Genomic DNA, 14193 nt, shown 5'->3' with positions numbered 1-14193 from the left:
CTAGTCTCTCGCCACGGCCTGCTGCCCGGGCCATTCGCATAGACAAGTGAGATCAAGCATGCGCGCCAGACGTTGCCACCCCAATGGCTCAATGACACCGGTTGAGTCCATGCCCTTGCCGTACGGTTACCCTGGCCCGATCGAGCAGCTGTGCGGCGGTGCGTGGGCATCCGGCATGTTTGCCCAGGCGTCGTCGCCCATAGCCATTCCCGCCATTGGCCTGACCCTGTGGGAGCGCAAGCCTCCCGCGCCCATTGAGCGTGCGGTGTCCATGATTGAAACCGTGCACGCGCCAGGTTTCGGACCTCCGCTGCATCGCCATCCCGAAACGGAGGTATTTCGCGTACTCAGGGGGCGCTACGTGATGAAGGGGGGGCTGCGCGTCTTCGAGGCCAAGGAGGGCGATGTCATCACGGTACCCGGTGGCGTGGCACACGCCTTCATGAATGCCGGTGACGAGCCGGCCAGCCAGCTCGTGCTGATCATGCCGGCGCTTGATGTGGACGGTTTCTTCAGGGGGCTTGCCGATGTCATGAAGTCTGGCAAACCTGAGACTCGCGCGCTGGCCGAGTTTGGAAAGCAATGGAACGTCGACTTTCTCGGGCCGCCGCTAAAGCGGGGCGAATCGCTGGCGGCCCCACTTTGATGTCAGTGTCATGCGGCATGGCCCGCATGACGGTCCGAAGACAAATTGCACGCCGGATTCACGACCGCCGGCTGCTAATAGCAGCAGGTCAATGGCCGCGACAGGTGGGGTATGAACATTCGTGTTGTCATCGGTCTGCTGATCGCGCTGGTGACGGGCGACGGTATGGCACTCCAGGTAGAGAATCCTGCGCCGCCGTCGCAAACACCCACGGCAGCGGCGGCCGCCAGGGAGTCCGCACCGGCATCGCAAGTGCACAACTCGGCGGATGCTCAATTGCAGGCATCGGTGCGCAAGGCGATCGCCAACGACCCATCCCTGTCCGACGATGGGCATCACGTCAATGTGATCGTGGCGGAAGGCGCGGTGGTGTTGCGTGGCAAGGTGAAGAATGACGCAGAGAAAACGCGCATTGATTCCCTCGTGCGGCAAGTATCCGGCGTCAAGGAGCTCACCAACGAACTGGACGTGAAGCCGCTCGGTTCGCCGGGATAACGTTGTCGCCGTAACGGTGCCTGCACGTGGTGCCGGGCACGATCCGTGCTCTGTGCCCAGCAGAGGACGTGCGTCATGCCATTACTTGATCCGGTCCTTCAGGACAGGATGCATCGTTACTGGAACGCGGCCAATTATCTGACCGTTGGCCAGATCTACCTTCGCGACAATCCCATGTTGGAAGAGCCGCTGACGCTCGACCACGTCAAGAAACGGTTGCTTGGACACTGGGGCACCACGTCGGGCCTGAACTTCATCTACGTGCATCTCAACCGGATCATCCGGCAGCACGACTTGAACATGATCTACGTGATTGGTCCGGGTCATGGCGGTCCCGGGTTGGTGGCGAACAGTTACCTGGAGGGTTCGTACACTGAGATCTACCCGCACGTGGGCCGCGACCGCGAAGGCATGCGGCAACTGTTCCGCCAGTTCTCCTGGCCGTACGGCGTGCCAAGCCACGTGGCGCCGGAAACGCCGGGGTCCATCCACGAAGGTGGCGAGCTGGGCTATTCGCTGTCGCACGCGTACGGCGCGGCATTCGACAACCCCGACCTTATCGTGACGTGCATCGTCGGCGACGGCGAGGCCGAAACCGGCCCGCTGGCGACGAGCTGGCATTCCAATAAATTCCTCAATCCGGCACGCGACGGCGCTGTGCTGCCGATCCTGCACTTGAACGGATACAAGATCGCCAATCCCACAGTGTTGGCGCGCATCGGCGATCGCGAGTTGAAGTACCTGTTGCAGGGCTACGGATACGATCCCATTTTCGTCGAGGGCAGCGCCCCCGCCGACATGCATCCCGCGTTCGCGGCTGCGCTGGATACCTGCATCTCGCGTATTCGACGCATCCAGGGCAGGGCGCGCAAGGCGGGGGCAGGAAGTGCGAAACGGCCAAGTTGGCCGATGATCGTGTTGCGCTCGCCCAAGGGTTGGACCGGCCCCGCTTTCGTCGACGGCCTGCCTGTCGAGGGCACGTGGCGCGCTCACCAGGTGCCGCTGTCGGATATATCCAAGCCCGGTCATCTGGAAATTCTCGAACGCTGGATGCAGAGCTACAAACCGAAAGCGTTGTTCGGCAAGGAAGGCACGCTGATTGACGAGCTTGCCGAGTTGGCGCCGACCGGGCAACGGCGCATGAGTGCCAACCCTCACGCCAATGGCGGCACACTGCTCAAGCCTTTGCGAATGCCCGACTTCCGCGAACACGCACTGGTGTTCGAAGGCCCGGGTGCCATGAAGGCTGAAGCGACGCGCAACATGGGGCGCTGGCTGCGCGATGTCATGGCGCTCAACAAGGACGAGGGCAACTTCCGCCTGTTCGGTCCAGATGAGACGGCATCCAATCGTCTTGAGGCGGTCTATGAGGCATCGCCCAAGGTGTGGCTTGCCGATACCGTCGATACCGACATGAATCTCGCGCCCGATGGCCGTGTGATGGAAATGCTGAGCGAGCATCAATGCCAGGGCTGGCTGGAAGGCTATCTGCTGACGGGTCGCCACGGCCTGTTCAATTGCTACGAGGCCTTCATTCACATCGTCGATTCGATGTTCAACCAGCATGCCAAGTGGCTGAAGGTGACGCGCACCATGTCGTGGCGTCCCCATATCGCATCACTCAATTACCTGCTCAGTTCGCACGTGTGGCACCAGGACCACAACGGTTTCTCGCACCAGGACCCGGGGTTTATCGACCACGTGGCCAACAAGAAAGCGGAGATCGTACGCATCTATCTTCCGCCGGATGCGAACACGTTGCTGTCGGTAGCCGATCATTGCCTGCGCAGTCGCCACTACGTGAACCTGATCATCTCCGGCAAACAGCCGGATTGGCAGTGGCTGGATATTGAATCAGCCATTGCGCACTGCGCAGCAGGTGCCAGCATCTGGCATTGGGCAGGCCACGAAGACGATGATCCCGACGTGGTGATGGCATGCGCCGGTGATGCGCCGACCGTGGAGACGCTTGCGGCCGTCATGATCCTGCGCCAGCAGATTCCCGGACTGCGCATCCGCGTGGTCAACGTGGTGGACCTGCTTGCCCTGCAGACGTCGGACGAGCATCCGCATGGCATGGATCACGATGAGTTCGATCGCCTCTTCACCAAGGACAAGCCGGTCATTTTCGCCTTCCATGGCTATCCCGGCATCATTCACCGACTGACGTACCGTCGCCGCAACCACGACAACATTCATGTGCGTGGCTACAAGGAAGAAGGCACCACCACCACGCCTTTCGACATGATGGTGCTCAACAACCTCGATCGCTTCCAGCTGGCACTGGATGTGGTGAATCGCGTGCCCAGGCTGGAGCCCATGCGTGCGGAGGCTGAGCAACGGTACTGGAACGATATCGAACGTCATCGCCTTTACGTCAGCGAGCATGGCGTGGATCTGCCGGAAATCCTCAACTGGCAATGGAAGGCTGCATGAACGTCTTGACGTTGAATGTTGGTTCTTCTTCGTTGAAGTTCGGCATTCATCGCGTGCAGCAAAGGCAGGCCATGGCCGTCGCGGAAGGTGAGATCGATACGCGCGACGGCCAAAAGCGCCTTCTTTTGCAAGATGAATCTGGCCAATCCACCGAACATGCCTGGAACGGCGAGTTGGATGACGATTCGCTCAGGAAATTGCAGCAGCTTGCCGGCGATGAACCGTTCGGCGCCGTGGCGCATCGCATCGTGCATGGTGGCCCCGCACTTCGCGAACACAGCCTGATCGATGCGGAGGTGCTGGCCCGCATCGAGGCCGCGGCGAGTTTTGCGCCGCTGCATGTGCCGGCCGCGTTGCGTTGGATACGCCATGCGCAGAAAGCACTTCCGAATGCAAAACAGGTGGCCTGCCTCGATACGGCCTTCCATCATCCGCTGCCCGATCTGTCACGTGTTCTTCCACTTCCGCGTGAGCTGCAGGCCAAGGGCATCGAGCGCTACGGATTTCATGGGCTGTCCTGCGAATCCATCGTTGCGCAACTGGATGTCATGCCCGAGCGGCTGATCATCGCCCATCTCGGTAGTGGCGCGAGCCTTACGGCCGTGCGCCGGGGCAAATCCGTGGATACCAGCATGGGCATGACGCCCACGGGCGGCATCATCATGGGAACCCGTCCAGGCGATCTTGACCCGGGCGTGATGCTCTTTCTGATGCGCGAAGGGCATGCCGGCCCGCGCGAGCTGGAAGACCTGCTCGAACATCGCTCCGGCCTGCGGGGCATTTCCGGGGTAAGCGCAGACATGCGTGCGCTCCGCGAGGCGGCAGGCAACGCATCGGCCGAGCTCGCGCTGGAGCAGTTCACCCTCTCGGTGGCACGCGAGGCCGCGGCGATGGCGGTGGTGCTGGGCGGTATCGATCTATTGGTGTTCACCGGCGGCATTGGCGAGCACGACGGCGCCACACGGGAACGCGTCGCCGCATGGCTGGCCCCGTGCTTTGGCAACCTCCGGACCAGGGTGCTTCCGGCCCAGGAGAACCATGTGATGGCGCTGCACGCGGCCCGGCTCGCGGCTGCCTGACCCTTGACGATTCCTTGCGTGCCACGGTGCCACGCTGTGCGCTTTCTGGACTCGGGCGGCTGGCATGAACAGGCAATTCGATGCGGTGGTCATAGGTGCCGGGCAAGCCGGCCCGTCATTGGCCCAGCGCCTGGGGCAAGCTGGCCGCAAGGTAGCCCTGGTGGAACGCAAGTTGATGGGTGGCACCTGCGTCAATACCGGCTGCATACCCACCAAGGCCATGGTGGCCAGCGCTTACGTGGCGCACTCAGGGCGACGTGCCGCGGACTACGGCGTTCATGCCGGCGATGTCAGTGTGGACATGGCCAGCGTGTGGAAGCGCACGCGGGGCATTTCCGAGAAATCACGCAGCAATGTCGAAAATTGGGTGGCTGGCATGCCCAATGTCACGTTGTTCCGCGGCCATGCCCGATTTGAATCTCCGCACACGCTGCGCATTGGGGATGAGTTGATCGATGCGGAAAACATCTTTCTCAATGTCGGTGGTCGCGCCGTGGCGCCGGATTTCCCCGGTGCCAACGTCGTGCCTTATCTCACCAACGTAGGCATCCTGGATCTGCAGGAGCTGCCTCAACACCTGGTGATCGTGGGCGGCAGTTACATCGGCCTGGAGTTCGGCCAGATGTTCCGCCGATTTGGCGCCGAGGTGACCATCGTGGAGCGTAATCACCGCTTGTTGCCGCGCGAAGATCCGGATGTTTCCGCGGCGGTGGTCGATATCCTCCAGCGCGAAGGCATCACGTTGCACCTGGGCGCGGAGTGCATCGAGCTGCAGGGTGGGGCAGGCAAGGTGTGCGTTATTGCCGAGTGTGCCGAGCCTCGCATGGAGGTGCACGGAACCCATCTCCTGATGGCGGTCGGGCGGCAGCCGAACACGGACGACCTGGGCCTGGACAAGGCTGGCGTGGAAATGGACGACCACGGCTACGTCGTCGTCGACGACCAGTGCCGCACCAATGTGGAAGGCATCTGGGCCATGGGCGACTGCAATGGTCGTGGCGCGTTCACGCATACCTCCTACAACGATTACGAAATCGTTGCCGCCAACGTGCTGGACAACGAGCCGCGCCGCATTTCGGATCGCATTCCCGCCTACGCGCTGTACATCGATCCGCCGCTGGCACGCATTGGCCTCACCGAGCACGAAGCCCTTCAGCATGGTTACGACGTGCAAGTGGGTGTGCGACCGATGACGCGCGTGGGGCGCGCCATCGAACGCGGCGAAACGTTGGGTTTCATGAAGGTGCTGGTCGATCGGCAGAGTGAACGACTGCTAGGCGCCGCCATTCTCGGTGCGAGTGGCGACGAAGCCATTCATTGCCTGCTTGACGTGATGTACGCCGACGCGCCGTTTCGTACGGTGACCCACGCGGTGCACATTCACCCGACCGTCTCGGAATTGCTGCCCACCACCTTGCAGGATTTGCATCCGGCGGCGGATACGGCAGCCAAATGAACATGTCTCGGCACCAACGGCGAGGAATGTCATATGAATCACGAAAATACTCTGCAGACTGACTTGATAAACACAGGCCGCCGTCATGTCCTGCAGACGTCCATCCTTGGGGCTATCGCCATGTCTACGCCGGCGTTTACGGGCGCGGCCGAAAGCGGGGCTTCACCGATCATCAATGCGGCCCAGCAATACAAGGCGCGATATCTCACGCGGCAGGTAGGCGATGTCGAGGTGTTTTATCGTGAGGCGGGGCCAAAGGATGCACCGGTCATCCTGCTGCTCCATGGATTCCCCACGTCGAGCCACATGTTCCGGCAACTGATGCCGTTGCTATCGCAGGACTATCGGTTGATAGCTCCGGACCTGCCGGGATTCGGCCAGACCAAATCGCCGCCGCGTGGACAGTTCAACTACACGTTCGACAATCTCGCCAAGGTGACGGAAGGCTTCATCGACGCCTTGGGCTTGACCCGTTTCGTGATGTACATCTTTGACTATGGCGCCCCGACGGGCTTGCGCGTTGCTGCCGCGCATCCGGAAAAAATCGCCGCCATCATCACGCAGAATGGCAACGCCTACGTCGAAGGCCTCAGCGATCAATGGGGCGACTGGCAGACTTATTGGCGCGAACCCCCGCCGGCACATCGCGAAAAATGTCGCTCATCCCTGTCACCGGACACCATCAAGCACTGGCAATACCTCACCGGCACCGATCCGACCTTGATGCCGCCTGATGGCTACACCCTGGATATCGCCTACATGGCGCGACCGGGCGCGGAAGACATCCAGCTTGACCTGATCCTGGACTATCGGACCAACCTGGAGCGCTATCCCGCGTTCCACGACTACTTCCGAAAACATCAGCCGCCGTTGCTGGCCGTGTGGGGAAAACACGATCCCGCATTCATCCCGGCGGGTGCCGAGGCGTATCGAAAGGACATCCCCGACGCCGAGGTGCACTTCCTCGATACGGGGCATTTCGTGCTGGAGACGCACTCACCAGAAGTGGCGTCGTATATGCGCGAATTCCTCGCTCGCAAGCTAAAGCGGTGAGGGCAGTGCCAATCCGCCGCGGCAGCGGCTAAGGCAAGGCGTGATCGAGGGTGTGCCGGACGGAAGCATCTGGAACACTTTGTCCACGCATGCCCTCCATCGGCATGGTGACGCGCACGCACAGCCCATGGCCGTAGGGTGAATCCAGCAAATGGATGGAGCCCGCATGAAGCTCCGTCGCGCGCTGGACAATGGACAGACCAAGGCCATAACCATCGCCACGCGTTGACGTCTCCCGATGAAAGCGCGCGAACACGGCCTGGCGCCGCTCCGCTGGAATGCCAGGTCCGTTGTCGACCACTTCAAGAATGGCTTGGCCCTGTTCATGACGGATGGCAATCTGCACCATGCCGCCACGCGGCGCATGACGCAGGGCGTTGTCGAGCAGGTTGCGGAGCAGGGCCGTGATGGCGGCGTCGTAGCCACGGATCAGCACGGGCACGTCGCCTTGCTCAAATCCCAGGGAGGGCCGCCTAGCACTCCCTTGAATTTCCGTGGATATCAATTGGCCTGGAGATGTAGGCCCGTTCTTTCTCAATTCGACGGAACCGAAAGATCTATCGCGCCTGCTACGACGAGATCGCGCTTCGTCGCGCGCCGCTGAGGGCACTTACTGAGGGCATCATGGGCGCTTTGGGTGGTCAATTAGGGATGGTTATCGCGGGCAGGGAGCGTTAGGTGCCTTTGGTGGTTCCTTTGGACGGAAGGCGGCGAGGTCTTCCTAACCAACAAATGACGGCAACCGGCACACTGAGTGCCCCCCAGGCAAGTGCTTTCCAGGCCAGTGACTCACCGAGCAGCGCTGCCAGAAGGCCAGACATGGTCAGCAACGCCAATAGAATGGGAGCCTTCCAGACCCTGAGCGTCGTCGATGTCGCGCTCACGATTGCGATGCCTCCAGCGTCGTGGTCGCTTCGTGGGCGGCGACAAGGTGCGCGAGCCTGGCGGCATGTGTCTTGCGCCTTGCAAGCCACAAGTACAGGCCACTGCCAAGCACGATGATGGTGATCAGATCGAGCAACGCCCAAATGACTTTGAGCGGCAAGCCACCGTAATCACCGAAGTGTAGAGGCCTGGAAACCTCCAGTGCACGCAAATACCAGGGCATTTTCACCACAGCGCTGAAGGCCCCCGTGCGGGCATCGACCAGGATGGGACTCATCAGACGCGAGGTCAGCGTCGTGTCGCCCTGTGCCCAAAACAGATAGTGGTACGGACTGCCAAACGGATTGCCCGGATAGACGATGCTGGTGATTGCCATGCCGGGGACGGCGCGTTTTGCAGTTTCAAATGCGGCCTGCACCGATGGCAGCTCATGCTGAGGCGGCACGGGCTTGCCTTCATACGCGCTCAGCATGTGCTTGACGTCAGTTTGCTGCCACAGGCCGAACAACGGCGTGGACAGCTCGTTCATGAACCCCGTCAGGCCAACCACCAATGCCCATGCCAGCGTGACGATGCCCAGCAGGTTGTGCAGATCCAGCCATTTCAGGCGTGCCGCACGTCCACGTCGTACAGTGCCAAAATCGAGCTTTTTCATGAAGGGGCCGTACAACACCACGCCCGAGACAATGGCCACGACGAACAGGAGCGCCATCATTCCCAGGAACAGCTCGCCGGGAAGATCCACGAACAGGTCCGTATGCAAGGCCAGCATCACGTCCATGAATGTCTTGGGTTGTTGGCCGGACGGCTTGGATGTTTCCAGCACCTGTGCCGTGCGCGCATCGACACGAATGAAGTGCATCACATCCGGATCGTCTTTCATGGCAGCGAACGACGGTGCCATCCAGATATAAATCTGTGGCTCGTCATCATCGGCATACATGGACGCAAGCACTTCGTTCGGATACATGCGATGGCCAATGGCTGCCAGTTGATCAAAGCTGGCACGCGGCGCGTCGGCAGGCAGATCCGCGTATTGATGCGGCTCCAGCCAATGATCGATTTCTTCGTGGAACACCAACGGCAACCCGGTCACGCAGATCACCAGCAAAAAAAGCGTGCAGATCAGGCTCGTCCACTTGTGGACGACGTACCAGCGCTTGAGTGATCGGGCTGCGGTCATGGTGATTACCAGTCGTAGGTGGCGCTGGCGTAAACGGTGCGTCGCACACCGAAGTTGCAGCTTGTGGCACTCCAGCACGACGACACGTACTTCTTGTCCGTGAGGTTGGCGACGTTGAGCTGGAGCTTCAGGCCGTGCAGCGCGGCGTCGGCGGCGCCCAGGTCATAGCGGATGGCCGCGTCGAGCAGAGTGAAGTCAGGCACCTTGAACGAATTGACGTCATCGCCATACGTTGAGCCGATATAGCGCACGCCTCCGGAGAAACCGAGGCCGTTGAGCGCGTTGCCATGAACGGTGTAGTCGGCCCACAACGAAACAGTGTTCTTGGGGACGGCGTATTGGTACTTGCCTTGCACGGGCGCAACCACGCCGTCGACGCCGGTGTCGTAGGTCGGTGTCTTGGTGTACTTCGAATCGGTGTATGCGTAGCTGGCGATCAGGTTGAGGTTATCCGTCAGGCTCAAACGATCGGATAGCTCCACGCCGCGCGATCGTATTTCGCCCACCTGCACGATGAAACCCGGATTCGCAGGGTCCGATTCGGGCACGTTCTGTTCGGTGAGGTTATAGACGGCAAGCGTCACCAGATTGTTGGAGCCAGGGGGCTGATACTTGATGCCCGCCTCGTACTGCTGGCCAGTGGTCGGCACCGCGGCTGTACCCGCGGCGGTGATGGAGCCGAATTGGGGCTGGAAGGAGGTGGAATAGCTCGCGTAAGGCGCCATACCGTTGTCGAACAGATACACCAGTCCCGCGCGCCAGGTGAACTTGTGGTCGGGCTCATTGGCAATGACCAGGCTGGGGTCCTGGCTGGTCTGGTTTTCCTTGATCCAATCCTGACGCGCGCCCAACAGAAAGCGCCAACGATCAAGGCTGATCTGATCCTGCAGGTACACGCCGGTTTGATGGGCGTGATTGTCTTCCGCACTGAACGTCGACGGATCCGGACCTTGAATCGGGACGCCATAAACGGGGTTGAAGATGTTGATCGGCTGAATATCCGCGAAGCCGTACTGCCAGTTTTCGTTGAAGCGCGTGTAGTTGAGGCCAATCAGTACGTCGTTCTTGAGTGACCCCAGATCAAAGTTCGTCTTCAAACGATTGTCGATGAGATACGAACGCGAGCTCATGTGGCGCACGAACGTATAGCGATCGCGCGACTCACCGTCCGGCTCGACACTCTCCGGCCAGATCATGTTGGCCTCGTTGCGGTTGTCGGTGAAGCGCGCGTTCTGCTCGAATTCCCAACGATCGTTGAAGCGATGCTCGAACTGGTATCCGACCATGCCCAGCCGTTGCGTGGCCTTGTTGAAGTTCGGGTCACCCGGCGAGAAGTCGGACGAAATCTTGCCCAACGGGCTGTAAAGCACCGAGCCCAGGGCCGGCACGCTCGAGTAGTCGCCCATGGCCGGGCTGTAGGTGAAGTTGCCTAGCAGGGTTAGACGGGTGTCGTCGCTTGGCTGCCAAGTGATGGCTGGCTGGATGCCATAGCGCTTGTGCTTGATCCAGTCGGTCTGCGTGTCCTGCGTGAGGCCCGTGCCGGTGAGGCGATACAGCCAGTGATTGTCCTGGTCCAGCGGTCCGCTGAAGTCAAAGCCTGCCTGGTAGCGGTCGTAGTTGCCCACGCCCAGGGTGACCTCATGCAGCGGCGTGGCCGTGGGCTGCTTGCTCACAATGTTGACGATACCGGCCGGGCTGGCCTGCCCGTAGAGCACGGATGCAGGCCCGCTGAGCACTTCCACGCTCTGATAGAAATACGGATCCACGAAGCCGTTGCCGTATGTGTCGTCCTGTAGTCCATCCACGTAGACGCCAGGGTTGAAGCCACGAAGCTGGATGCTGCTGGCACCCCAGAAGTTCGACACCGTGCCTTCGTTTTCGGGAATGACGCCGGGCGAATAACGCAACGCCTCGTTGAGGCTTTGGGGTTGCTGGTCATCGATCTGCTGACGCGTCACCACCGAGATGGACTGCGGCGTTTCGATAATGGGTGTGTCGGATTTGGTCGCCGAGCCGCTGTTGCGTGCCACGTAGCCGATCGTGGTGGTCTGACCGCCCACCGTCACGCCCGCCAGCGTTTTCGCATGCGAATCGGCAGCCGCGGCCGTAGCGAGGACGTAACTACCATCCGCCTGAAGGGACGCCTGCAAGCCAGTATTGGCAAGCAGCGCCGTTAATCCTTCGCGAACGCCATATGTGCCTTGCAGCCCAGCGCTGGATTTGTCCATCACAAGCTTCGCGCTGAAGTGAATCGTTGTGCCTGCTTGGTGTCCGAAGGCATCGAGGACGCTCGATAGGGAACCAGCCCCAATGTTGTATCGCTGGTTCTCTGTGGGTGCGGCGATCGCCGTGTTCGCCAGGGCGGCGCCCGCTATCAGCGAAGCGCTCAACGTCCAAGACAACGCTGCCCGCAGCGCGTGACGACGACCCGCGGGCCATGCCCGCATCATGCGACTTGCCATGCCTATCCCCTATCCGTTTTATTGCGAATGATTCGCATTATTGATCAGGAGTGGGCTTATGGGAAGCATGGGCCGTAGAACCACGTGTGTCGGTCACTCATCACCACGCGTACGTTGCCTTGGCAATGAAGCTGCGCCGCAAGCCGTAGCCGCAGTAATTAAGATTCGCGCACTCGGAGACGTACACCTTGTCGAACAAATTTTGTGCGTTGAGCGAGAAACGCCAGCGCTGCACGTCATATCGAATCGCTGCGTCGAAGAGCGTGACGGCGGGAACGCGCAGTGTGTTTTCCAGATCGCCATAGAACGAGGCGACGTAGCGCACACCGCCGGCCACGCCAAAGCCGCGAAGCACGCCCTGCTGGAAACTTTTGTCCAGCCACACGTTGGCCATGTTGGTGGGAACGTTGGTCGGGCGATTGCCCTGCGTGCCATCGTTGTTGTGTAACTGGCGGCCATCCATGTACGTGTAGCTGGCGATCAGGCTGAGTCCGTCACCAAGATCGCTCACGCCGGACAGCTCCACACCGCGTACGCGCACCTTGCCCGACTGCACCTGAAACTCCGGATGATCGGGATCTTGTGTGAGTACGTTGCTCTGCGTCAGGTTGTATACCGACGCCATCAAATAGCTGTTCTGCCCCTTGGGCTGAAATTTCAGGCCTGCCTCGTAACTCTTGCCCAAGGTCGGGTTGAACGGCGAGCCGTTGAAGGCATTACCGATGGACGGCGTGAACGACGTCGACGTGCTTACGTACGGTGCCAGACCGTTGTCAAACAGATAGACCAGGCCAGCGCGGTAGGTGAACTTGTCCGAGTCCTGAGTGGTTCGGGCATCGGCGAGCCGATCGGTCGTTGCGGTACTCGACCAGTCCTGGCGTCCACTCAGTGTTGCGACCCAGTTGGCCCAGCGCAACTGGTCCTGTGCGTACACGCCAAGCTGCTGAATGGTGTGTGCCGCGCTGTAGTCGACTGCAGGCAAGTCAATGGTGACGCCATACACCGGAGCGAAAATGTCGATCGGCGGCGCGGATGCATCCTGTTCGGCCCAGCGATCTTCCGAATGCAAATAATCCAGACCTACCAAGACCGTCTGGCGCACGGCACCCGTATCGAAGCGGAATTCCACCTGGTTGTCTGCCGTCACCACGTCGCTGCTGGCGATGGCCTTGAACGCATAGCGATCCATGGTGCGCAGATCGTCTTCCAGCCCGGCGTTGCCGATGATGTCGTAGTCCAACCCGGCGTGTGCGTAGCGCACGTTCTGGCGCACGGTCACCGTGTCATTGAAACGGTGCTCAAATTCATAGCCGATGGCGTATTCGTGCCGTGCAAAGCGATCGAAGTTAGAGTCACGATCGGTGAAGTCGGTGGGAATCTTGCCGTTGGGGTTAGGCAGCAACGTGCCTTGGGCGGGAAGGTCGTTGGGGAGGTTGTTGGCGTCGCGATAGCTAAAGTGCGTGAGCACCGTCAGGTGCGTGTCGTCGGATGGTTTCCACGTCAACGACGGCGCGAGGAAATATCGCTTGTCGCGAGCATTGTCCACCTGCGTGCCCGTGTCTCGTGCCAGCCCGGTCACGCGATACAACCACTGGCCGCTGTCGTCGACAGGGCCACCCAGATCGAACGAACCTTCCGCGCGTCCGTAACTACCCGTCGCTACCGACACCTCGTGCAGCGGCGTGTCGGTAGGCTGTTTGCTCACCGCGTTGACCATGCCGCCTGGGCTCTGGGCCTGCCCGTACAGCACGGAGGCAGGACCACGTAGTACCTCGACACGCTCCAGGCCCTCAGTCTCAATGACGGGGGCCAGCACGGTGAAGTAGGTCAGGGTGGAAAGTCCGTCCAGATACGGGTTGGCATCGATGAAGCCGCGCACGGTGTAGTAGTCCGTCTCGGTGACAAGACTGCCGTTGGCTTCGGCCATGACGCCAGGCGTGTAGCGAAGTGCTTCGCTCACGCTTTGAACGGCGCGCGCATCCATTTGATCGCGCGTGATGACGGAGATCGATTGCGGCGTTTCAATCAGCGGCGTGTCGGTCTTGGTGCCGGCCGTACTGTCGTGTGCCACGTAACCGGTGGTGAGGCCGGTGACATTGACGGCGGCCAGCGGCGTGACACCGCGCTTGGCTTGGGGGGCGCGCTGCACAATGAGCACGCCGTCCTTTTGCGTGGCGACCAGATCGGTTCCGGCCAACACCCGCTCCAACGCCTGCCTGGCGGTCAGGCGTCCGGAGATCGCCGGTGCCGCCAGGTGACTGACCAGCGAAGGGTCGACGGCCAGCGGCAACCCAAGCTGTTGCGCCAAATCAGTTAACGCCGGCCCCAGCGGTCCCGCGGCGACGGAAATCTGCACCGTGCGGCTGGCGTCGATCTGGGCGAACACTGCTGAAGGCAGCAAGGCCCCGGTCAAGCAAATCGAGAGGGCCAGCGGCAGGGCGAGTGGGGCGGGAAAACGCATGCAGGGAGGCTCCAGGAAATGATAAAAATGAGAAGCA

10 protein-coding genes are annotated in these 14193 nt (G+C 60.9%); 6 read left to right on the top strand and 4 right to left on the bottom strand.

The window, feature by feature from the left end; all coding sequences use genetic code 11:
* Positions 1–175: 175 nt before the first annotated feature.
* The 6 genes from DK366_RS15900 to DK366_RS15875 all read left to right on the top strand — a co-directional run bounded on the left by DK366_RS15900 (position 176) and on the right by DK366_RS15875 (position 7165).
* Entirely contained in the window at positions 176–646 is a 471-nt protein-coding gene (locus DK366_RS15900; protein WP_198651600.1) for a cupin domain-containing protein, read from the top strand.
* A gap of 111 nt (positions 647–757) precedes the next feature.
* Positions 758–1141 carry a BON domain-containing protein gene (locus tag DK366_RS15895; protein ID WP_109126545.1) on the top strand — a complete coding sequence of 128 codons (384 nt, stop codon included), beginning with the start codon at positions 758–760 and terminating at the stop codon, positions 1139–1141.
* Positions 1142–1216: 75 nt separating this feature from the next.
* Positions 1217–3577, top strand: coding sequence for a phosphoketolase family protein (locus DK366_RS15890; protein ID WP_109126544.1), 2361 nt, complete (start codon positions 1217–1219; stop codon positions 3575–3577).
* Positions 3574–4656: an acetate kinase gene (locus tag DK366_RS15885; protein WP_109126543.1), complete on the top strand. Its 1083-nt coding sequence runs from the start codon at positions 3574–3576 to the stop codon at positions 4654–4656. Before DK366_RS15890 ends, DK366_RS15885 begins: the two co-directional genes overlap by 4 nt.
* A 64-nt stretch (positions 4657–4720) precedes the next feature.
* Positions 4721–6112, top strand: a complete 1392-nt coding sequence (locus tag DK366_RS15880) for an FAD-containing oxidoreductase (protein WP_109126542.1) — start codon at positions 4721–4723, stop codon at positions 6110–6112.
* A 120-nt stretch (positions 6113–6232) separates the two neighbouring features.
* On the top strand, positions 6233–7165 hold the full coding sequence (locus tag DK366_RS15875) for an alpha/beta hydrolase (protein ID WP_232821079.1): 933 nt from the start codon (positions 6233–6235) through the stop codon (positions 7163–7165).
* Positions 7166–7193: 28 nt separating this feature from the next.
* Here the strand turns inward: DK366_RS15875 and DK366_RS15870 are convergent, their stop codons facing one another.
* The 4 genes from DK366_RS15870 to DK366_RS15850 form a co-directional block, all read right to left on the bottom strand.
* Positions 7194–7607, bottom strand: coding sequence for a sensor histidine kinase (locus DK366_RS15870; RefSeq protein WP_232821078.1), 414 nt, complete (start codon positions 7605–7607; stop codon positions 7194–7196).
* A 438-nt stretch (positions 7608–8045) separates the two neighbouring features.
* On the bottom strand, positions 8046–9233 hold the full coding sequence (locus tag DK366_RS15860) for a PepSY-associated TM helix domain-containing protein (RefSeq protein WP_109126539.1): 1188 nt from the start codon (positions 9231–9233) through the stop codon (positions 8046–8048).
* A 5-nt stretch (positions 9234–9238) separates the two neighbouring features.
* Positions 9239–11461: a TonB-dependent siderophore receptor gene (locus DK366_RS15855; RefSeq protein WP_157956587.1), complete on the bottom strand. Its 2223-nt coding sequence runs from the start codon at positions 11459–11461 to the stop codon at positions 9239–9241.
* Positions 11462–11795: 334 nt separating this feature from the next.
* The gene (locus DK366_RS15850) at positions 11796–14156 is read right to left on the bottom strand and encodes a TonB-dependent siderophore receptor (protein ID WP_157956586.1); all 2361 of its coding nucleotides are present in this window, start codon (positions 14154–14156) and stop codon (positions 11796–11798) included.
* Positions 14157–14193: the final 37 nt, after the last annotated feature.

The sequence above is a fragment of the Dyella sp. C11 genome (assembly GCF_003121485.1).
Classification (GTDB): Bacteria; Pseudomonadota; Gammaproteobacteria; order Xanthomonadales; family Rhodanobacteraceae; genus Dyella.
Note: the sequence above shows the minus strand (reverse complement) of the source record. Positions and strands in the feature narration are given on the sequence as shown.